A 21,388-nucleotide genomic window follows, 5' to 3' on the forward strand; every position below is an offset into this window, starting at 1 on the left:
CTGAAAGCCATTTTCGTATTAATTAGAATCTCAAATAGTCCGATAATCTGAATACATTCCGCTATTTCATGGAACCTACGTGTATTCCATTTGCTCTGTAATTTATATAATTTTTCTGGGCTCCATAACGAATACCATTTCTTTAGAATACAACTATACAGATAGGTTAATGCCTATATAACATAATATATGAGAAAAATGTTTTATCTTGCCTGTACTCATCCGAATCCGGTTTCATTATTTACAAACGTGAACAAAAAAACCAGTAAAGAATTTTATCTTTACTGGTTTTCGCAGTATCTATAAATCTATTAATAAAAGAAGCTTTCCGACTTATTTATCGGATTCCTCGCCATTTACTTGTTCTGATTTGTAAAAGCGTAATAAATCTCCATAAATAATGCTATCGGAATAATTTAATTCATTTCTAGCCTTCTCTATAAAAGGACTACAAAGACTAATATCAGTTGCTTCTCCAGTGGACTTGTCATAACAAATTTGATCTGCATAAATATATTTATCGGTAACAAACCGACCATCTCGGAAAATGACAAAGTTCGGTTGCTCCTCAGCAAATAGATCATGGCCAAAATGAAGATCATCTTTTGCCTCTATCCCTAATAGTCCTAATATTGTCGGCTTCACATCAATTTGACCACTAACGGAAGAAATTGTTTTACCCTCTTGACCAGGTATGTGTACGATAAATGGAACTTTTTGTAATTGAGCTTCCTCGAAAGGTGTGATTTCTTTGCCTAAATATTGTTCCATCGCATCATTATGATTTTCGGATATTCCATAATGATCCCCATACATAATAATGATGGAATTATCATATAGCCCTTCTTCCTTCAGCTGCTCAATAAATAATTTTATCGCCTCATCCTCATAGCGAACCGTTGTAAAATAATTATTCAATGTATTACTTGAAGAATTATATGGTTCAATCAATCGATCTTCTTCGTCCAATTCGAATGGATGATGATTAGTTAACGTAATAAATTTAGCATAATATGGTGTTGGCATATTCTTTAGATGATCAATCGATTGTTCAAAGAATGAAATATCTCCTAATCCCCAGCCGATAGAGTTTTCACCCGTTACTTCGTAATCCTCTAAATTATAAAATCGATCATATCCTAAAGAATGATACATCAGTTCTCTATTCCAGAATGTTTTATTATTAGCATGTAATGAAGCAGTATAATAATTATTATGTGATAAAATTTCTGGTAATGCATTATATTCATTTTCAGAATGTGTAAAGAAAACTGCTCCTCTACCTAATCCATAAAAGGAATTATCAATAATAAACTCTGAATCTGATGTTTTTCCTTGCCCTGTTTGATGGTAGAAATTATCAAAATAATAGCTTTCTTTTATAAAATCATTTAAAAATGGCGTAATTTCTTCCCCATTGACTTTTGAATTAATAACAAAATTTTGTGTCGATTCTAAAGAAATGACAATTACATTTTTTCCTTTTGCAATTCCAAACATATCACTAGTATTGGAGTCATTTGCGTTGGAACGAAGATAATTTTCGATTTCGATTAAATCATCCCCATTGGCAAATACTTTTTGTGCCGAGGTTTTCGATTGTAAATATAGATCATACACCGTGTAATTGTATGGACCAATATTTTTCACTAGCAGCTCTCGTTCAAATGTTCGTGTCAAAAGCTCTGGTCGTTCCATTTCAGCTAATCCGAGGTTTATAAAAACGATTCCTGCGGTAATAATATAAAAGATACGTCTTTCAAGCTTTGTAAACACAGTAGAATTAGTGGAATCCTGTTTAGACGATTGCTTCTTTCTTAAGAAATACATGACAACTAGTAATATAATAAAATCGATAAAATAAAAAATATCTGTTACATACATTTCAGCAATGGCGCTGCTATCCAATTGCCCGTAATTGCTCGTTTGGAACAACACCGGTAAAGTAATAAAATCATTAAAATAACGGAAAAATACAACATTTACATATAAAATAGCCGAAACTAAAAAGTATGTAATAATAATAAATCGATTTCTATTTTTCTCTTTAATAAACATGGATAAACCAAACACAATCAACAGGAAACTGATTGGATTGATAAATAATATAAATTCCTGCAGCTTATTTTCAATTGTAATATCAAAAGCTGTTTTATAGGAAATATACGTTTTTATCCATAAAAGAAATATTGCTAAAAAGATAATCGTATATTTTGACTCTATTAATCGCTTCATTACATATCCTCCTAATGACATTTGAACATCATGTTTCCAAAAATACCCGTTCATAAAATCATTACAAATGACCTATGGATATTTTACTAGTATACGAGAAAATCTAAACAATTTTTTCTACTCTTATATTGACGATTTTCATTAGAAAAATGTTTCAATAATTAAGCTTTTTTTCAAATTTATTTCCAATAAGAAAAACAAAAATAGAAGGAGCTTTTCCATTAATAGGAAAAAACTCCTAATAGCTACTTACTTAATTTATTTTGAAAAAGAAATTAGTTATCCTCTAAAATATTTTTCTTTACTAGCCATCCCGCGCCGATTACCCCTGCATCATTTCCTAATGTTGCTAAAATTATTTTCGTATCTGCACTTGAAGGTGGGAAAGCAAATTTTTCATAGTATTTTTCCACTGGCTCTATCAAGGCATTTCCTGCTTTAGATACTCCGCCTCCAATGACAACTGCATTTGGATTTAATACTGTACTTAATGTTCCAATTGCATACCCAATATAGAATGCTAATTTATCTACAACCTTTAATGCAATTGCATCTTCCTTCGCAGCATAATCAAATACATCTTTTGATGTAACAGCACCGTTTTGTAAATATAAATCTTTTAAGGGGGAATTTTCTGTATTTTTCATTTCCTCCATTGCTAATCGAACAATCCCTGTTGCAGAAGCAACCGTTTCTAAGCAACCACGTTTTCCACAATTACATTGGAAACCATTTTCTAGTTGAACAGAGATATGTCCAATTTCACCTGCACCACCATTTGCACCTTCGACAATATTTCCATTCGTGATAACCCCGCCGCCGACACCAGTGCCAAGCGTAACACATACAAGATTATCTAATCCTTTTCCTGCACCCTTCCACATTTCCCCTAATGCTGCACAATTGGCATCATTACCGACAAATGCTGGGAGTTGTAATTCTTCCTCTAATTTCGTTTTTAGTGGAAAGTTTTCCCAACCTAAATTAACCGCTTTCGAAATTATCCCACCAGGAACTACCGGGCCAGGTGCGCCCATACCAACACCACAAAATTGTTCTCTCGTTAATTTTAATTCTTGTATTTTTTGGGAAAATGCTTTTCCAATATTTTCAACGATATATTTCCCATTCTCACTGATATCCGTCGGAATTTCCCATTTATGTACAAAATCTCCACTGTCAGTTAAAATAGCCAATTTATTTGTTGTTCCACCTAAATCAACTGCGAAAATTAAATTTTTCATGTGCGCAATCCCCTATTCTTTCGTTTGTCTTTTTCTTTTTGTATTTCTTGCCTTAACAACAATAATGCCATTTGATAATCCTTCACTTCCATAAGCTGGGATCGGTATAATTCCCTTACCTCAGATTCCATTAGTTCTAAATCAGCTAGTCTATCTCCGATATAAATAATTGTACCAAATGATTTTAATAATTGCTGAACATCATAGATTGTTCTCATGTTTTCACACACCTTTTTCACGAGATAATTATACAACATTCTCACGCGAAACGCATCGATAATTTTTATCAATATTTTCCAAAAAAAGAACTACCAACAGAATGGTGGGTTGGTAGTTTCATAAAAATATCATTTATAAAATTTATTGTAAAAGGCTTTCAACAATAGTAGCGGTGTTTTACAAGATTAAATACACTTTAACTGCGGTTAAGAACACAGTGTGCATTTTATTCACTAATACACTTCAACATGATAGTATTTTATCGACCCGCAATATTTATTATTTATCTGGATCCTGTGGATTTAATATTTTCGGTCGTTGTCGTTTTAAAGGAATTGGTGCACGAACGAGTACATCAAGAAATGCTCGCAAATTGAACGGAATAAATGGCCATAAATATGGAATATTATACGATTTCATATTCACTAGAAGGAGAACCCATAAAACGGTTCCGATAACAAATCCATAAATATGAAATATCGCAGTTGCCGTCAATAAAAGCAAGCGAAATATTCGGTTAGCTAAGCTAAGCTCATAGCTCGGAGTAGAAAATGTACCAATTGCCGCAACTGCTAAATATAAAATAACCTCATTAGAAAATAAACCAACCTCTACCGCTACTTGACCAATCATCAAAGCAGCAACTAACCCTAATGCTGTTGCAAGTGAGGTAGGGGTGTGAATGGCGGCCATTCGTAGCATATCAATACCAATTTCTATTAAAAGAAATTGTAAATATAATGGAACTTGACCATCATCATTTGGGCCAATAAAAGCAAGACTTTTCGGTAATAAATTTGGTTGCACCGCAAATAAGTACCATAAAGGTAATAGAAAAATCGATGCCCAGACAGCTAGATAGCGAACCAAACGTAAATAGGCACCTACAATGGGTTTGTTTCGATACTCTTCTGCATGCTGGAGATGATGCCAAAATGTAGTTGGCGTAATTATCACACTTGGTGAGCCATCGACAATAATACAGATATGTCCTTCATATAAATGAGCAGCAGCAGTATCCGGTCTTTCCGTATAGCGAACCGTTGGATATGGATTCCAATGCTGACCAGAAATAAATTCTTCAATCGTTTTTTCAGCCATTGGTATTCCATCGGTATCTATTTTATCTAGTGAAGCTTTTATATCCTTTACTAAATTTTGATCTGCAATGTCTTCTAAATAACAAATAACGACATCGGTTTTTGAACGTCTTCCCACTTGTGTATATACCATTCGTAACGAGCGATCGCGGATACGCCGTCTTGTTAATGCCGTATTAAATACTAAAGTTTCTACAAAACCATCACGTGAACCTCTAACCACTCTTTCAATATCCGGTTCTTCTGGACCTCGGGACGGATAGGTTCTTGCATCAATTAAGATGACCTTGTCAATCCCATCAATCACTAATGCTGTTGGTCCTGCAAGGACCATATCAGCCACTTTATTTAAATCATCCGTCGCCTCCAGCTCTACATATGGCAAATACCTACGAAGTAATTTTTCAAGCGGCTGGAGATCTAATTCTTCTCGTTTTAAGTTTGCTAGAAATTTCATTATTTGAAGAAATAAATCATCTTTTATAAATCCATCGATAAAAAAGATCGCCATGTCTCGATCCGCATAATTTAAATCTAATTTTATTACATCAAAGCTTTTTCCAATTCCTAGCATTCCTTCTAATTTATCAACATTTTCAACAAGACTTTTTGACACGGAAATTTTCTCTTTATCTACACCCACGTTAGTATCCACCTACCATCTTTTTCCTGCAAAAATAATACTACCATCATAGACAAGCACATTCAGATTCATACCTTACCAACGAAAACAACAAAATTCCAATTAATAGCAAAATTCTTTCTTATCATAAAAAAAGGACAAAAACATATATATGAACAGAAAAGCGAAGGCGAGCGGGTAGCGACGGACAAACTGGTGCCCTTCGCAATGAGAGAAAGGAAACACAGCGAACTTGTGAGCTGATGATTACTTATCGTACGAAGAAGAAAATTAATCTCCATTCTGTAACAATCTCTACTGTTCATAATGACAGATGAATTTGAGGTGTAAGCAATTGAAAATTTTTCATATTATACTTTTTGCTATTTGTACCATTTTTGCCTCCATTTATTGGGGCGCAATTAGTAACAACAAGGTGGTAGAAAGTATCACGTACTTTCCTTCCGACCCCGAAATCTCCTATTTGGATGCAAAAACAAAAATTTCGGAACCTATTTCTCAAGAAAAGCATTATCAAGTTCAAGTAAATACTTTATCTCGATTGGAAAATCCGGTATACATGCGTCAAGATATTTCACTTATATTTGCAAACGGTAGGCTTATTGGAAAAATGGGGAAATGGGAGGAAAAAACAGAAAGCATTCAAAATGAATTTCCACTCAATTTAAAGAATAATCGCTTATTGCGTGCGGTTACCTTTCACCACAGCGAAATACATAAGGAAAATCAATTGTATAGTGCCCAAACAATGTCTTCCGATTTTCTGTATATCGTTCATTCCTCTGTGGCGTCGCTTTTAGCTTTTCAAACACCAGCAACAGAAGAGGATATTGGTTGGATGGAAGTATTAAATAAAGCGGAAACTGAAGTAATTCAGCTTACATTACAATCTGCCGCTGAAGTGCATCAATTAAATTTGGAGCACTATCATATCATCCCATTATCAGAATTACCTAACTACAATGAAAAACCGCTCCCATCGTTAACAAAGGAGCAATCCAATAAAATTATCGGACAATTATGGGAAGGTTTATATAAAAACTATTTCCTCGGCATAAAAAAAAGCGATGGCACTATTTTATCTCCATTAAATAGCACCATCCCAGTAATTTTATTAGCAAAAAATCACCAGCATTTATATGTTGTTTTTGAAACAGATACAGGGGAAAGTATTCTATTGAAGCAACTGATTTCCAACAACGAGTAAAATAGATCAGACGATTATCGTAACAATCGCCGCATATTTTCACAGCCCACAAACTTAATACACTTTATTTTTCCCGTAGGAGTGGGTTTCATGAAATAACAACATTCCTATAAAAAACAACCATTAATAAAAACCTAGCCATAAACTAGCACCTACGATAAGAATGGCTAGGAGGAGAAACAAGCTTTGTTGGCCGAGCCTGCGGTTTTTTGGTAGCTGTATGAATCCAGCCGCTAAAAAGCCTCCTATCAATCCACCAATATGTCCAGCATTATCTACTGAAGATACGGAGAAACCAAATAGTAAATTAAGTGCAAGCACGACTAAAATATTTATCCCTAATGTTCGTTGGAATACTTTTGGATGAACAAGACCAAAAAATAACAATGCTCCGAAACAGCCAAATATCGCTCCGCTTGCACCTGCGGAAAGATTTGGGCTAAAGAGAAAACTTCCGAGCGATCCAGAAAAGCCTGCAAAAAAATAAATAAGTAAGAATCGCCAATTACCAAAAATTCTTTCCACTGCAGTACCTAAATAATAAAGTGCAAGACTATTCATGAATAAATGCAGGAATCCGATATGAAGAAACATCGGTGTGAAAAATCGCCACCACTCTCCTTCCAAAATCAACGGATTATACTTTGCACCAAATTGTAATAATACATATGGATTCGTACTTCCACCACTAATTTCCAATAGAAGAAAAATGACACATTGAACAACTAATAATGCATACGTGAAAAATGGCTTTCCAGACTGAAAAAGCTGTTTTTCTTTTTTTGCTTCATGGACAGCAAAATTTAATGCATGACTTTTCCATTGTTCCACTTCTAAAGGATCATAATGCTCCTTTATCTCATGGATAATTTGTTCACCAAATTTATTGTTAATTGGTTTTAATGTTTGCTCAATATTCGATCCTTCCACCAAAAACGTTTGAAGGATTATTTTTTTCGTATCGTATTGCTCCCGTAATAGCTGCTCATATGAATCCACTGGAGGAAAGGAAGAAATATATATATTTACAATTTCTAAACTCCGTTTATATAGTGCTTTCCTAATTTTTTCGCCATTTACATTTGTACGCTCTAAATCTCTTTGTAACCAATTGCTCCAATCAATATCCATTCGTTTTAATCGTATCACTGGATATTTTTTATTTTTCGTATTTTCCAACCAAATTTCTTGATGATCAGGGGATATGTTAAGAATGCGATACTTTTTTTCTACGATAAAAAAGTAAGTAAAACGCCAATATAAGTAATCTTCTCTTAATCCCAACAGCTTCCCTACTTTCCAAATACAATCTTTTTATTTCCTGCGCCTTTTTAAGCGATAGTTATATTACATTAACCATACTATATCGGAACCTGTTTTTAAAAGTAAAGTGTATTTAATGTTTGAATAAAATTATTTACCTTTATATGTATTCATTGCTTCGAGGATCGTTTCATTGGATTCCATTCGACGATAGAAAAAAGACAGGCAAGGAAAGTCGCCTGTCTTCTCTTTGATACTAATACTGGTTTACGAGCGAAATGCTGTTTGCATAAATAGATTCCGGATTGCTGGAATTTTCATGGAAAATTGAACAGCAAATGCTCTTAATTTTTCGTTTCCTAGCACCTTATTCATCAATTTAAACCGGTACTTATAAATCATTACTATTCCAGCAGAAATCAATAATACGCGAAATAACCTTGATAACATATGGATATCCTCCTCCTAGAAATAGTTTTTGATTCTTTATTATTTTTATCCAATAAAATATTCCTAAATGAAATAAAATAAGACCGACATTGTTGTCGTAAGTAAAATAGATACGATATTAACCATATCATTATTAAAAAAAGCAATTCCATTTGATGGTATCGTCTTTGTATGACAATGTATTTTCTTTTCCGTCTCTAGATGACAAATAGGGCAACTGTTTTTTTGTTGAATCGTACTGCCTAAAATTGTGTCGATAATCATACTAAGAAAACCAAACAACGTAATAATTCCAATCTCACTAACGGTTATTTCCTTATACCATAATACATAAGTACTGATCGCAATTAGCAATGAACCGATTAAGCCTGCAACTGTTCCTAAAGGTGAAACAGCTCCAGACGTACCTTTTGAAACCCTTTTCAAATTCACGAAAAGAAAGGGATTGCTTTTACTAAAAATACCAATTTCCGAAGCCCATGTATCGGCATTCGCTGCTGCAATAGAAACCGCAAAAATCACTAGAAAAATAGGTTCATCAGTAACATAATAGAGGATGCTTATAATTGCCGGTACGCCTCCATTAGCTACCACCTGTGCCCAATCACGAATATCATCTTTTTCCAAAATTGATTGAACATTTTCCTTTTGCTTTTGCTTCCATTTCGACCAAAATGTCGACGTAATAAAAAATATCGCTAATAAAAGTAACCCTTTTAATCCAAACCCAAAATAAATCGCAAACCCAACTACAATCGCAGCTATCGAGCCACTGAGCTTCAGCGCCTTTGCTTTATAAGCCATATAGGAGAAAATTGCTAACAACAATAATAAAAGACTGTTATTTATCATTGCAATAATATACTCCCTTTTCAGTAATAATCATGTCTACTTTTTGATCATGTTCCTCCACAGGTAAATCAGCAAGTAATTGCTCTTGAAAGGCTAAAGCTAGCTTAATCCCTTTAAAAGTAGGGATATAGCGATCATAATAACCACCACCAAAGCCTAGCCGAAAACCTGTTGGAGTAAATGCAACACCTGGAATAATTAATGTATCAATGGATTCCGCTTGGACAAGCTTCGTCTGTTCGGTTATCGGCTCATATAACCCAAAATAGCCTTTTGCTAATTGTTGGAAGTCCGTTATTTGATAAAAATTCAATTCCCTCGTCTTAGGAATACATTTTGCAGCTGTAACAAGCTTTTTTTCCTTCCAGGCTTGTTGAATAATATTATATGTATCCACTTCAGGAAATATCGATATAGTAATACCGATCATTGCTGCGTTACTCCAAATCTGGGATTGAAATAAATTTTTAGCAATATCGTCTGATTTCATTTCATATTCTGCTCTATCTAGCTGTTTCAGCTTATGTATCAATGTTTGTCTAAGCACATTTTTTTGTTCCTTCACTGCATAATCACCTCAAAAAAAGAGTATAAGAAAACAGCAGGAAAAATCCTGCTGCTTACTTTGTCTCACGATGTACAGTAGTCTTTTTATCACGAGGACAATATTTTTTCAATTCTAAACGATCTGGATTGTTACGTTTATTTTTTGTTGAAATATAGTTACGTTCACCACATTCGGTACATGCTAACGTAATGTTCACACGCATATTGATCCCTCCAGTCTTACACAAATTACGACCTTTCTATAATATCACCTTTTTTATAAAAAAGCTAGTCTAGATTTTAATTGATTATCCCAATTAAGTAGATCGCTTTCTACTAACGAGTTCGAGGATAGTACCCAAGTATATGCATGAATCTTTTCTTTTGGCTTGATCACTTGTTCTAATGAGTATACTGTTGCAACCTCTCCGCTTCCAATTGGACAAAATGGAATGCTACCATTACATATTGTCGCAAGACTAGTTTTCATTTTTAGAATACCATATTGATAGATTGATTTTTCCTGAATAATACCTGACGTTAAATATAATTGTTCTCGATCAGTCAAAAATAATACTTCGTTTTTAGGGGAAACAAATGCATAATTATTTGTTTCTGCATGTAAATAATTTTCCACGAGAATACGAATAGGAACATCGTGATTGGCTAAATTTTGAATATCAAATTTAATTAATAACATGTTTTCCTTTACACACTGAGGATAAATATTGATATGCAGTAAATGATTTAGCAGAAAGGTTTCTTCCCCTATATTTATTGTTTTCATCTCATTATTTACAAATATATAATGATTCATGCTTATTACATCCCCAAGATTTGCTTGCTCTTTATTTCCATTCACTACACCTATCGGCTTATTCATCGGTCTCACGCCTTTCGTTAAATTTGTTTAAAATTCGATAACTTCACATGTATTCATTCCGTTACTTTTATTAGAAGGCTTTTTCTAAGGATTATTGGTTTTCTGGAGGAAAGCCAATTTTTCTTGAGTAGACAGAGCACGTAGCCTACCACTCGAAAACGGATGTTTAGAAAAAGCAAAAATATACGATAAAAAATGAACACTTGTCCATTGACCATTTAGCAAAAAAATGTATATATGTATCGTAACATTTATCTAATATTCTAACAATAAACGCAATTTGTCATTTTTTGTATTAAAATATTTGTCTGTTCGTGCTATTTTTACAAATTATGCAACAAGACAATTAAATATGTATTCGAATTTCGTCAAAGAAAGTTTTTGTGATGAGATTTTACGAATTGAAATTGTCAAATATAGTGGAATTTTGTCTAATATGCTAAACTTATGAATTAGGAGTGATGCAAATCGTGGAAAGTATATTATTTATTCTTTTTGGAGTAGGAATTATATTATTTATACTGTCATTTTTTCTACCAAACCGTACGAAAGAAATAAAAAATGAACTGGAGCAGCTATCTTTACAATTATTTCAAGAAACATACCAAATAAAAAGACGACTAAAAATATTAGAAGAAGAACTACTTATACCGAACAATAGTGTACATAAAAAAAACCCATATATTTCACCTAATCAAATTATCATTAACCAGGTACAGTTACTTTATCAACAAGGCTTGCCTATTGAAAAGATTGCGAGACAATCTGCTTTATCTGTTGAGGAAGTGATAGCAATATTAGAATCTAATAATCCAAGGGGGAAATAATAAGATGAATAAACAAACAGTTCGTTCCTTTGCCCTCGGTATCCTCTTCACCAGTTCCGTTGTATACATCTATTATAAATTTTTTCTATAAGAAAAAGCTGACGGAATTCATTTGAACTGCCCCGTAAATGTTAGACACTTACCTAACATTTACGGGGCAGTTTTGTTTCCTATCAGCTTTTTTATTATTCTTGTAAATTTTCTTCTGTATCTGTTTCTTCGGTATTATTCTCTGCCTCATCGTTTTCTAAGTCATTATTTTGTCGTTTTTCTTTTAGTTCAAAGTACTTCCGGAAAACTCGCTGGCTAATCACGTTCGAAATAGAATATGGTTGATTACTTCCATAATAAGCATTTGGTACAATAACAGAAATCGCTATTTCTGGATCATCAAATGGCGCATATCCTACAAATGATAAATTATACGTAGATTTACCATCTTTATAGCTTTGTGCAGTACCAGTCTTCCCAGCTGCATCATATGGCTCGTTCACAAAAAATGATCTCGCAGTTCCTTGAGAACCATGTGTAACGCGCCAAAATCCTTCTTGTACGTGCTCAATCCACTCCGATTTCATATCAATCCGATTCAACACTTTTGGTTGCATTTCTTCTATAATCGTACTACCTAATGCATTGTCATTCACGTCAGGATTACGAATTTCTTTTACAAGCAATGGTTGCATGCGGTAGCCACCATTTGCAATGGTTGAAACATATTGAGCCAGCTGAAGTGGTGTATACGTGTCAAGCTGACCAATACCAATTTGAAAAGCATTAACGTCTGCTGCACCTTTTAGCCCTTCAATTTCCTCTGAAAAACCAATCCCTGTTTTTGTACCTAATCCAAATTGACTAAAATAATAGCGAATTAAATCAATTTTATCTGTATTAAGTGGAAGTGCTTGTCCTGATACATAATGTCCATCCATGATTGCAATCGCAACTTTCCACATATAAACGTTCGAAGATCTTTCTAATGCTGTTAAATCATCGATCCAACCCATTACTTTATAAGAACTAATTACTTGTGTCCCTTTAATATTAAACACTTCATCCAGTAATTGATCTCCAGGTGAAATAACGCCTGTTTGATAACCAGTTAACACTGTTGCACCTTTCACAGCTGATCCAGATTCATAGGCAGACGTAAATGTTCCATGTGCATAGTCATACCAAGGTGTTTTCTTATTACCTGTATATTGCTTACCAGCCAAGGTTAAAACTTCCCCTGTTTTCGGGTTCATTACTACGACAAATGCTCGATCAAGTGTATCCGTGTTTGGGTACTCCTTCATTTTTTGAATTTCTTCTTCGATAATTTTTTCAACCTCTACTTGGAGATCCATATCAACTGTTAACACTAAGTCTTTTCCGCTTTGACCTTCAGAAATCACTTTTGTGTCCACGACATTATTATTTTTATCTGTTACAGTTTTTACTTTTGATTTCGTTCCTCTTAGAACATCCTCATATAGTTCTTCAATATAGGAAACCCCAACACGATCATTAAGATTGTATCCTTTGGATTCGTAATATTCCAATTGCTCTGCTGGAAGCCCTTGACTCCAGTTACCAAGCACAGTAGACAAAGCAGTATCATACGTTTTCTTTCGGTCCCAATCTGTCGTAATATTGACACCCGGTAAGTCTGCTAAGTTTTCACTTATATAGGCAAACTCTTCATCCGTTACATCTGCATTTTTTACTATAGTAGGTGTTAGTGCGACAGCATTAAATAACTTCCGATATATACTTGCGACATTTATATCAACACTTTTCAATTGTTCTTCCGTTATCCGATCTAGCTTCATTTGATAGATATCACTATCACTAAGTTTTTTATCCTTTAACATTTCCTTTTCTTCTTTTGTTATTAAGGAATCCCCATTTTTATTTTCTAATAGCCATATATCTTTCTTATCTCTTTCCGTCACTTTTTCTTTATCAGCATCCGTCATTTGAATAATTTGACCTAATTTCTTGGAAACGTCCAGTAAATCATCAGGCTGAGGATTTTTTGACGGTGTGTACGTAATCGCCTTTTGAGGAATGTTATAAACTACCTTCTGATAATTCCGATCGTATATTTCCCCACGTGGAACGGAATAATCGACTGAAATTTCATCTTTCTGCTCTACTTGATTCGTATATTCTTCCCCTTGGACAATTTGCAAAACGCCGAGTCGGAGAATTAATATGGAAAACAGGAGAAATACAGCAAAAAATAATATATTCATCCGTAATGGAATATGGCTCTTCTTCTTTTTCTTTTGTTTTTGCTTATGCTTCAACCGTATTCACCTCTCTTAAAACGAAACTAATTCAATACTTGTCTATTGTATATAATTTTTCAAGTAATTTCTATTAAAAATGCTAGTCTTTTCCTTTAAAAGTATATAACAAATTTTCCCATAAAAAAAGGAATCACGATTGGACTCCTTTAACATTAATATTCCGTACAAATACATAAATAAGTAAATAACCTGAGCCGAGTATTGTTAATAAATATGGCATTACTGTTTTTACAGGGAATAACGTTATTGCGACTAAAAAGACGATAATCGAAATTGCTCGACCTGCATTTAAGTATAACTCTCTTACCACCACATATTCAATGCGCATATCTGCTGCTCTCCATCCTTGTCCGATAACATCATAGGAGGTTGAAATGAAAGGTACTAAAATTATCGGATAGGCAAAGGCAATGGTTGCTGAATAGATTAAAAACAGTGGATAGGAAACATGGAAAATGATTAAAAATACCGTGGCAAATAATAGTAATCCTCCAAATAGAATCGCTCGTTTGCGATGCTGCTTCTTAATAAATCGACTTGCAAGATAGTAGGTGATAAATGCGACAAGTGAATTAATGAAGGCAAAGGTTCCAAGTGCCATTTCACTACCGGTTGAAATATACACATATACATTGATAACAAATGCAAAAATTCCCTCTCTTAAGCCTTGTACAAGATTAGCATTTGTAATATTTTTCCAATTCCCATCCTTTTTACGTTCCTTTAAAATTCGGATAAAAAAATAATTCCCACTGGCAGGTCTTCGCTTCATAAAAAAACTAAGTATACTCGCCGCTGCAAACAACAAAAGCGAAATAGTAAAAATAATCGAATATCCTGTAAACGCTTCGAAATGTGAAATGATAAAACCTGCTAAAATAGGACCGACCATTCCTCCAATCGAGTTAAGGATTCCTAAAAATCCATTAAAGAAATCTCGATTTTCAGGTTCTGTTATTTCAAAGGTTAAAACATTGTAAGCCAACCAGTAAAATCCGTAGCCAATCCCGAGTAAAGCACCTAATAATAATAAAATATTTGCTGCATTTTCCCCACTCCATAAAACGCTAATATAATAAATGGAGAGAAAAACTACCCCAATTCGTAGAACAATGATTCGATCTACCTTTTTGGCGATTCTTCCACTTAATATAAAGGTTAATGGTTGAATGACAACAATCATTAAATTATATAAGCCTAATTGAAAAAACTCACCCGTTTGTTTCCAAAGAAAAACATTTACAAATGTGTTGGATAAAGCAAGACTTAAGGAATACAAGCCACCTATTAATAGTAATAAAACTAAATCCTTCGTGAGTACAACATTTCCAAACCATTTATGGTTTTTTTTCTTCATTACATACTCCCCTTTACAAATTCTATTGTTTGTAAAGAGAGCATGAACTATTCAAATAAAAACAAAAAGCAAGAAATAGCCTAGTCATTCAGGCATCTCTTGCTTTTTTGTTGCTTTATTCAAAGCATTCCCATTATTTTGCTGCAGAAAATCTTTTTGCAACTTCTTCCCAGTTTACTACATTCCAGAATGCACCAATGTAGTCTGGACGACGGTTTTGATAGTTTAAGTAGTAAGCATGTTCCCAAACATCAAGACCTAAAACAGGTGTTTTACCTTCCATTAATGGAGAATCTTGATTAGGTGTACTTGTAATTTCTAATTCTCCGTTATTGACTACTAACCATGCCCAACCAGATCCGAAACGACCTGTAGCCGCTTTTGTAAATTCATCTTTGAATCCAGCAAAGCTACCAAATTTAGCATTGATTGCATCTGCTAATTCACCAGTTGGTTCACCGCCACCATTTGGAGATAAGATTTGCCAGAATAGTGAATGGTTAGCATGTCCTCCACCATTATTACGAACTGCTGTACGAATGTTTTCAGGAACAGCATCTAAATTAGAAACAAGATCTTCAACAGATTTGCTTTCTAAATCAGCATTTCCTGCGACTGCATTATTTAAATTTGTTACATACGTATTATGATGTTTCGTATGGTGAATGTTCATTGTTTCCTTGTCGATATGTGGTTCTAGTGCATCATAAGCATAAGGCAATTGTGGTAATTCAAAAGCCATTGTTAATTCCTCCTTCAAATATATGTAAATTGTTTTAAGCTTTAGCAAACATACTAAAACTTTCAAAATAAGAGTAGCAAAATCATTAACCATTAGCAAATAAAATGTCTTAAAATATTTATTTTTACCTATTTACAATGATGTATATTTATTATAGGGTCATACAAACAAAAACAGCCCCTATGGAAGTACCATCCGGACTGTTTTTAAAGGATAAAAAGTTGCTCGAAAACTTTAAAGAACTACAATAAGAAAATAAACAATCATAAAGATCATAATTAAACTTTTGACAACGACACTGCCAATAAAGCCAACTACAGAGCCGAGTCCAATTTTTACTGCATCTGAAAAAGATATTCTATGGACTAGCAGTTCCGCAATAACGGCTCCTAAAAATGGGCCGATGATTATACCAAGAAATGGAATAACGAATGGACCGATAAGCAACCCGAATGTACTCCCCCACATACCTGCCTTCGACCCGCCAAATTTTTTTAAACTAAATAAATTTGCTAAATAATCAGTAGTAAATAATAGGATAAACAGGAATATTTGGATAGTCCAAAACGTCCAATGAAAATCACCGAAAGAATAAAATATACCATACACTACAAAGCTCAATAAAAGAAATAATGAGCTCGGGAGGATTGGATAAACCAACCCTACAAAAGCTAAAACAAATAAAATACTTATAATGAGCCAAGCGATAATTCCCATTATTTCACCACAGTTTCTTGATGTTCTTTAATTCCCAATATCGCTTCTGCAATATTAACAGAATGATCCCCGATTCTTTCTAAATTTATCACTAAATCTACAAAAACAATACCTGCTTGGGCACTGCATATTCCTTCATTCGTACGTAAAATATGCTGTTTTCTAAGCTGTCTTTCCATTTGGTCTATTTTAGCTTCTTTTCGAATGACGGATTTTGCTTTTTCACTATCATTATGATCAAGCGCATCTATTACTTCTTTAACAGTTGAAACTGCAAGCTCAAACATAGCCTCAATATCTTGCTTTGCAAAATCGGAAAGCTTCACTTTATTATTGATTTGGTATTCCGATAGTTCCACAATATTTTCAAAATGATCCCCGATTCGCTCAATATCACGAACTGTATCTAATAGCATCGAATGCATTTCCGATTCATGATCCAACAAGGAGGCAGAGGATAGCTTGATTAAATAATCGGTAATTTTATTATCCAAATTATTTATCGCATCTTCCAAATTCAATGCCATTTCTGCATGTTTCGATTGTCTAGTCGTTAAATAATTTTTTGATTCCTCGAGTCCTTTAATTGCCAATTGACCCATTCGGATTACTTCTTCCTTTGCTGCACCTAAAGCAATAGAAGGCGATTGATCAATAAACATCGGATCTAATTGCTTTGCCTTCGTATCCACAAAGGAATCATCCCCAGGAATAAGTTTAGTTACTATTAATGCAAGTAAGCCGATAAACGGTAACTGAATAATAGTATTCGTAATATTAAAAGTTCCATGTGCAAATGCAATTACCATCTTTTCATTTAAGTTTAAGCTATCCTGTAAAAATTCAATGAACATCGTAAATGGTCCTAAAATGATTAGGAATATAATGGTTCCTATTACATTAAATAATACATGACTTAACGCAGCGCGCTTGGCTGCAACGGATGCGCCAATAGCGGCTAGAATCGCGGTAATAGTCGTACCTATATTGTCTCCAAATAAGACAGGTAATGCTGCTTTAATATCTAATAGACCATCCGCAAATAAGCTTTGCAATATACCGATTGTAGCACTCGAACTTTGTACCACAACTGTGAAAATAGTACCAACAAGAACACCTAGTAAACGATTTTCACTCATGCTTACCGTTAATTCGTGGAATAACTCAAAGTCTCGTAAAGGTTTCATTCCACCGCTCATTAATTCTAATCCAAAGAATAAGGCACCAAATCCGAATAGAATTTGTCCGATATAATGTACTCTTTTGCTTTTAAAGAAAAATAATAGAAAGGAGCCAAGGGCTAATATTGGTAAAGCAAATTCTCCTACATCAATACCAATAATAAAAGCAGTAATTGTTGTACCAATATTAGCTCCCATGATTACCCCAATTGCTTGTCTAAGTGTCATAAAACCGGCACTTACAAGACCAACAGTTATAACCGTTGTTGCTGAACTACTTTGTATGAGAATCGTAACAACCATCCCAGCAAGTACACCCATAACCGGATTCGTTGTAAATTTATCTAAAATATCACGCAATCGATCACCTGCAGATTTTTGCAGCCCTTCACCCATTGCTTTTATCCCAAAAAGAAAAATACCTAAACCACCTAAAAACTCGAATATCATTTGCTGAATATTTATTTCGTTCATTCATTCAACCCCTACTCTAGTGTATATTCAAATTGCGAAAACCCTTCACAATTATGGTATAAAACACAATTAATTGTAAATACAAATACAGTGAAATTTACATATACTTTACATTAAGAGTTATCTTTACATTAAGATTACAAAAATATTACAATTGTATTACTTAGAATTCTTCCTTCCGTAAAGTATTTTTATTGTTTCCCATTGTATGTAATAATAAATAGGATGAAATAGGAAAATTCTATTTTTAGAATTAAAAAGGAGTGTTCGTGTGAATATATTTAAACAATTTTATAAAAGTCTTTATTCTCCGAAGGACATGGTTAATTTCCGCAATCAAAAGATGGGAAAAACAATTGGCTATCTATTCTTTTTATCGTTAATCGCTACACTTCCAATCTTTATTATTACAGCAACTATCATTTCCAATGGGATTGATAGAGTGGAAAACACATTAATGAATGACCTGCCAGAATTTGAAATTCAAGATGGAACACTTGTCTCCAACAGTAACGAACCAATCCATGTACAAAAGGATGATTTTTCCATTATTTTTGATAGCACTGGAACAATTACAGTAAATGATGCACTTAATGAGGCAAATACACTCTCGATTTTAAAGAACGATGTCGCGATTAATTTAGAAGGTCAAACGGATTCATTTACTTATTCTTTTTTAGAGCTTGATTCGCTTACAAAGGACCAATTAGCGGATATAGTTCAATCGGTTGATTCCTTTATTCCGGTTATTAATATCGTAATTTTCATCCTGTTTTACTTATTCCAAGCAGCAAGCTCCTTCATAAAGGTAACAATTCTTGCATTAATTGGCTTAATTATTAAAAATTCCTTAAAAGAAACATTAACATATGGTCAATCATGGAAACTAAGTGCGTATGCAATTACGCTACCTACCTTATTTTTCACGATAATGGAAGCATTACAGGTTACAGTTCCGCTTGGCGGAATGATTAACTGGGCAGTAATGGTCATCATGCTCTTCTTAGTAATAAAAGAAATCCCGAAGCAATCTGATTTATCATAAAATAGTAACGATACACTACTAACCCTTCTCCATCCGAGAAGGGTTTTTTCTTACTACCGAAACATCATTTACTAGATTAAATTTACTATTTTTATGTATAAAAGCTAGTTTTATAGAATACATATTATTACTAATAGTGTTGAAAATCATAAAAATAGTAGGTGGATGATAGAGATGAAAAGGGTAATTGGTGGATTAGTACTTTTAGCCGTACTATATGCGATTTACATGGATATTACTGTCGGAACACTTCCAAAAGCCACACAGCAAGATGCCATTGCAAGTAGTTCCATAGCCTTTTTAGAAGTACGAATTGAACCAGGTGACACAGTATTATCGATTATCGAGGAACTAACGGGTTTTCCTAAAAATATTGCCATTGATCAAATGATAAAGGACTTCACCTCACTTAACGGAGGCATCGCACCAGAGCAAATCCGACCAGGAGAGGTTTATAAAATTCCGATCTATGCAAGCACAAGTGAGGAATAAGAAAATGCAAGAATAATAATATTTTCCTACTTTATCTTGATAAATTGTATAGCAGTCTATCCAATACTTTTTTATTATTAAATAAAGCTGTTTTCTAAAAATCGTTATTATTTCACTAGATAGGTTTATTAAAGGGAAGCACTGTGCAGACTCCAATACAATACACTCCGCTCGCCCGAATGGATGCGCGGAGTGTATTGGAGTCACCGAATTTTAGAAAAAGCAACAATCTATTCGAAAACAGCCTTAATAGAAACCATCCGAAATAATCTTCTACGTGACAACAAACATTTACAACTCACCAATGTAATGGAATGGATTCAATAATTATTAAATAATATTAAATAGACATTTCAAATTTATTATTCTCTTGATATCTCTCTACATTCATTGATAAAATAAACGAGTAGACAATTTTCGTCCCACATTTAAAAATAAGGGAGAGAACAAACATGGGTGAAATTACTCATCGTACAAAAACTCGACCTGTCCGTGTTGGAAATTTAACAATAGGTGGCAGTGATCAAGTATTTATCCAAAGTATGACAACAACAAAAACGCACGATGTGGAAGCAACTGTTGCACAAATTCATCAATTAGAAGAAGCTGGTTGCCAAATTGTTCGTGTAGCTGTCCCTGACGAAAGAGCAGCTAATGCAATACATGAAATAAAAAAACAAATAAATATTCCACTTGTTGCTGATATTCATTTTGATTACCGGCTTGCATTAAAGGCAATTGAAGGTGGAGTAGATAAAATTCGAATTAATCCAGGAAATATCGGAAAAAGAGAAAAAGTTGAAGCAGTTGTTAATGCTGCAAAAGAACGTGGAATCCCAATTCGGATTGGTGTTAATGCAGGTTCGTTAGAAAAGCGGATATTAGAAAAATATGGTTATCCGACTGCTGATGGAATGGTGGAAAGCGCACTTCATCATATAAAAATATTAGAAGATTTGGATTTCCATGATATAATCGTTTCGATGAAAGCATCTACCGTACCGCTTGCAATCGAAGCATACGAAAAAGCATCGAGAGCATTTGATTATCCGCTCCATCTTGGAATCACTGAATCCGGTACATTATTTGCTGGAACAGTAAAAAGTGCAGCTGGTCTTGGGGCCATTTTAAGTAAGGGCATCGGCAATACATTACGGATTTCGTTAAGTGCCGATCCAGTTGAAGAAGTAAAAGTAGCTCGAGAATTATTAAAAGCCTTTGGACTCATTTCCAATGCAGCTACACTTGTTTCCTGCCCGACCTGTGGACGTATCGAAATTGATTTAATCAGTATTGCAAATGAAGTAGAAGAATACATTCAAAACATTAAAGCACCAATTAAGGTTTCAGTACTTGGCTGTGCAGTAAATGGTCCTGGTGAAGCACGGGAAGCAGATATTGGTATTGCAGGTGCACGTGGAGAAGGTTTACTTTTTCGAAAAGGAAAGATCGTTCGAAAAGTACCTGAGGCGATAATGGTGGAAGAATTGAAAAAAGAAATTGATCAAGTTGCAAAAGAATATTTTGAAAAGCAAAATGAAATGGTGAATTCCTAATAGAAACAGTCCTGCAAATGGTGCAGGACTGTTTTTTTGTTACATGAGATTTATTGGG

20 protein-coding genes are annotated in these 21,388 nt (G+C 34.0%); 5 read left to right on the forward strand and 15 right to left on the reverse strand.

The features are described 5' to 3' along the window. Window positions 1-333: 333 nt before the first annotated feature. From OEV98_RS09890 to OEV98_RS09905, 4 genes are all read right to left on the reverse strand, one after another. Window positions 334-2,235, reverse strand: coding sequence for an LTA synthase family protein (locus tag OEV98_RS09890; RefSeq protein ID WP_263073109.1), 1,902 nt, complete (start codon window positions 2,233-2,235; stop codon window positions 334-336). A gap of 275 nt (window positions 2,236-2,510) precedes the next feature. Beyond that, the gene (locus OEV98_RS09895; protein ID WP_263073110.1) at window positions 2,511-3,479 is read right to left on the reverse strand and encodes an ROK family glucokinase; all 969 of its coding nucleotides are present in this window, start codon (window positions 3,477-3,479) and stop codon (window positions 2,511-2,513) included. Continuing rightward, complete coding sequence (locus OEV98_RS09900) at window positions 3,476-3,697, reverse strand: YqgQ family protein (RefSeq protein WP_263073111.1); 222 nt, start codon at window positions 3,695-3,697, stop codon at window positions 3,476-3,478. The genes OEV98_RS09895 and OEV98_RS09900 overlap by 4 nt, the downstream gene beginning before the upstream one ends. A 280-nt stretch (window positions 3,698-3,977) precedes the next feature. Further along, on the reverse strand, window positions 3,978-5,372 hold the full coding sequence (locus OEV98_RS09905; RefSeq protein WP_317633813.1) for a spore germination protein: 1,395 nt from the start codon (window positions 5,370-5,372) through the stop codon (window positions 3,978-3,980). A 403-nt stretch (window positions 5,373-5,775) separates the two neighbouring features. Between OEV98_RS09905 and OEV98_RS09910 the strand changes: the two genes are divergently transcribed. Then, the gene (locus OEV98_RS09910; protein ID WP_263073113.1) at window positions 5,776-6,648 is read left to right on the forward strand and encodes a class III extradiol ring-cleavage dioxygenase family protein; all 873 of its coding nucleotides are present in this window, start codon (window positions 5,776-5,778) and stop codon (window positions 6,646-6,648) included. A 123-nt stretch (window positions 6,649-6,771) separates the two neighbouring features. Here the strand turns inward: OEV98_RS09910 and OEV98_RS09915 are convergent, their stop codons facing one another. From OEV98_RS09915 to OEV98_RS09940, 6 genes are all read right to left on the reverse strand, one after another. Next, window positions 6,772-7,932: a rhomboid family intramembrane serine protease gene (locus OEV98_RS09915; RefSeq protein WP_263073114.1), complete on the reverse strand. Its 1,161-nt coding sequence runs from the start codon at window positions 7,930-7,932 to the stop codon at window positions 6,772-6,774. 246 nt (window positions 7,933-8,178) lie between these two features. Beyond that, on the reverse strand, window positions 8,179-8,361 hold the full coding sequence (locus tag OEV98_RS09920; RefSeq protein ID WP_263073115.1) for a hypothetical protein: 183 nt from the start codon (window positions 8,359-8,361) through the stop codon (window positions 8,179-8,181). A 63-nt stretch (window positions 8,362-8,424) separates the two neighbouring features. Beyond that, a complete protein-coding gene (locus OEV98_RS09925; protein WP_263073116.1) occupies window positions 8,425-9,213 on the reverse strand; it encodes a DUF92 domain-containing protein in 789 nt (262 codons plus the stop codon). Next, complete coding sequence (locus OEV98_RS09930) at window positions 9,203-9,778, reverse strand: 5-formyltetrahydrofolate cyclo-ligase (protein WP_263073117.1); 576 nt, start codon at window positions 9,776-9,778, stop codon at window positions 9,203-9,205. Before OEV98_RS09930 ends, OEV98_RS09925 begins: the two co-directional genes overlap by 11 nt. 55 nt (window positions 9,779-9,833) lie before the next feature. Beyond that, on the reverse strand, window positions 9,834-9,983 hold the full coding sequence (gene rpmG / locus OEV98_RS09935) for a 50S ribosomal protein L33 (protein WP_033828412.1): 150 nt from the start codon (window positions 9,981-9,983) through the stop codon (window positions 9,834-9,836). Window positions 9,984-10,036: 53 nt separating this feature from the next. After that, window positions 10,037-10,642 carry a hypothetical protein gene (locus tag OEV98_RS09940; protein ID WP_263073118.1) on the reverse strand — a complete coding sequence of 202 codons (606 nt, stop codon included), beginning with the start codon at window positions 10,640-10,642 and terminating at the stop codon, window positions 10,037-10,039. A 470-nt stretch (window positions 10,643-11,112) separates the two neighbouring features. Between OEV98_RS09940 and OEV98_RS09945 the strand changes: the two genes are divergently transcribed. Beyond that, window positions 11,113-11,469: a hypothetical protein gene (locus OEV98_RS09945; protein WP_263073119.1), complete on the forward strand. Its 357-nt coding sequence runs from the start codon at window positions 11,113-11,115 to the stop codon at window positions 11,467-11,469. Window positions 11,470-11,654: 185 nt separating this feature from the next. On the opposite strand, the gene OEV98_RS09950 is transcribed toward OEV98_RS09945, so the two are convergent. The 5 genes from OEV98_RS09950 to OEV98_RS09970 all read right to left on the reverse strand — a co-directional run bounded on the left by OEV98_RS09950 (window position 11,655) and on the right by OEV98_RS09970 (window position 18,237). Further along, a complete protein-coding gene (locus OEV98_RS09950) occupies window positions 11,655-13,709 on the reverse strand; it encodes a peptidoglycan D,D-transpeptidase FtsI family protein (protein WP_263073562.1) in 2,055 nt (684 codons plus the stop codon). A 187-nt stretch (window positions 13,710-13,896) separates the two neighbouring features. Continuing rightward, window positions 13,897-15,123 carry an MFS transporter gene (locus OEV98_RS09955; RefSeq protein WP_263073120.1) on the reverse strand — a complete coding sequence of 409 codons (1,227 nt, stop codon included), beginning with the start codon at window positions 15,121-15,123 and terminating at the stop codon, window positions 13,897-13,899. 133 nt (window positions 15,124-15,256) lie between these two features. After that, window positions 15,257-15,865 (reverse strand): superoxide dismutase SodA, encoded by a 609-nt coding sequence (gene sodA / locus OEV98_RS09960; RefSeq protein ID WP_263073121.1) that lies wholly within the window; start codon window positions 15,863-15,865, stop codon window positions 15,257-15,259. A 234-nt stretch (window positions 15,866-16,099) separates the two neighbouring features. Continuing rightward, the gene (locus OEV98_RS09965) at window positions 16,100-16,582 is read right to left on the reverse strand and encodes a DUF456 domain-containing protein (protein ID WP_263073122.1); all 483 of its coding nucleotides are present in this window, start codon (window positions 16,580-16,582) and stop codon (window positions 16,100-16,102) included. Beyond that, window positions 16,582-18,237, reverse strand: a complete 1,656-nt coding sequence (locus tag OEV98_RS09970) for a Na/Pi cotransporter family protein (protein ID WP_263073123.1) — start codon at window positions 18,235-18,237, stop codon at window positions 16,582-16,584. Before OEV98_RS09970 ends, OEV98_RS09965 begins: the two co-directional genes overlap by 1 nt. Before the next feature lie 271 nt (window positions 18,238-18,508). Here OEV98_RS09970 and OEV98_RS09975 point away from each other — a divergent pair, with 271 nt between their 5' ends. The 3 genes from OEV98_RS09975 (at window position 18,509) to ispG (ending at window position 21,330) form a co-directional block, all read left to right on the forward strand. Then, window positions 18,509-19,282, forward strand: a complete 774-nt coding sequence (locus OEV98_RS09975; protein ID WP_263073124.1) for a DUF1189 domain-containing protein — start codon at window positions 18,509-18,511, stop codon at window positions 19,280-19,282. Window positions 19,283-19,456: 174 nt separating this feature from the next. Continuing rightward, window positions 19,457-19,774 carry a hypothetical protein gene (locus tag OEV98_RS09980; RefSeq protein WP_263073125.1) on the forward strand — a complete coding sequence of 106 codons (318 nt, stop codon included), beginning with the start codon at window positions 19,457-19,459 and terminating at the stop codon, window positions 19,772-19,774. 461 nt (window positions 19,775-20,235) lie between these two features. Beyond that, entirely contained in the window at window positions 20,236-21,330 is a 1,095-nt protein-coding gene (gene ispG, locus OEV98_RS09985) for a flavodoxin-dependent (E)-4-hydroxy-3-methylbut-2-enyl-diphosphate synthase (protein ID WP_263073563.1), read from the forward strand. The last annotated feature ends 58 nt before the right edge of the window (window positions 21,331-21,388 follow it).

Source organism: Perspicuibacillus lycopersici, from assembly GCF_025660475.1.
In the GTDB taxonomy this organism is placed as follows: Bacteria; Bacillota; Bacilli; order Bacillales; family Caldibacillaceae; genus Perspicuibacillus; species Perspicuibacillus lycopersici.

Coding starts and splice junctions, on each gene's coding strand:
- OEV98_RS09965 (WP_263073122.1), bottom strand. CDS start 16,582: ATGGGAATTATCGCTTGGCTCATTATAAGTATTTTATTTGTTTTAGCT.
- OEV98_RS09980 (WP_263073125.1), top strand. CDS start 19,457: ATGAAAAGGGTAATTGGTGGATTAGTACTTTTAGCCGTACTATATGCG.
- OEV98_RS09955 (WP_263073120.1), bottom strand. CDS start 15,123: ATGAAGAAAAAAAACCATAAATGGTTTGGAAATGTTGTACTCACGAAG.
- OEV98_RS09900 (WP_263073111.1), bottom strand. CDS start 3,697: ATGAGAACAATCTATGATGTTCAGCAATTATTAAAATCATTTGGTACA.
- OEV98_RS09890 (WP_263073109.1), bottom strand. CDS start 2,235: ATGAAGCGATTAATAGAGTCAAAATATACGATTATCTTTTTAGCAATA.
- OEV98_RS09970 (WP_263073123.1), bottom strand. CDS start 18,237: ATGAACGAAATAAATATTCAGCAAATGATATTCGAGTTTTTAGGTGGT.
- OEV98_RS09940 (WP_263073118.1), bottom strand. CDS start 10,642: ATGAATAAGCCGATAGGTGTAGTGAATGGAAATAAAGAGCAAGCAAAT.
- sodA (WP_263073121.1), bottom strand. CDS start 15,865: ATGGCTTTTGAATTACCACAATTGCCTTATGCTTATGATGCACTAGAA.
- OEV98_RS09925 (WP_263073116.1), bottom strand. CDS start 9,213: ATGATAAATAACAGTCTTTTATTATTGTTGTTAGCAATTTTCTCCTAT.
- OEV98_RS09920 (WP_263073115.1), bottom strand. CDS start 8,361: ATGTTATCAAGGTTATTTCGCGTATTATTGATTTCTGCTGGAATAGTA.
- rpmG (WP_033828412.1), bottom strand. CDS start 9,983: ATGCGTGTGAACATTACGTTAGCATGTACCGAATGTGGTGAACGTAAC.
- OEV98_RS09905 (WP_317633813.1), bottom strand. CDS start 5,372: ATGCTAGGAATTGGAAAAAGCTTTGATGTAATAAAATTAGATTTAAAT.
- OEV98_RS09950 (WP_263073562.1), bottom strand. CDS start 13,709: ATGAATATATTATTTTTTGCTGTATTTCTCCTGTTTTCCATATTAATT.
- OEV98_RS09895 (WP_263073110.1), bottom strand. CDS start 3,479: ATGAAAAATTTAATTTTCGCAGTTGATTTAGGTGGAACAACAAATAAA.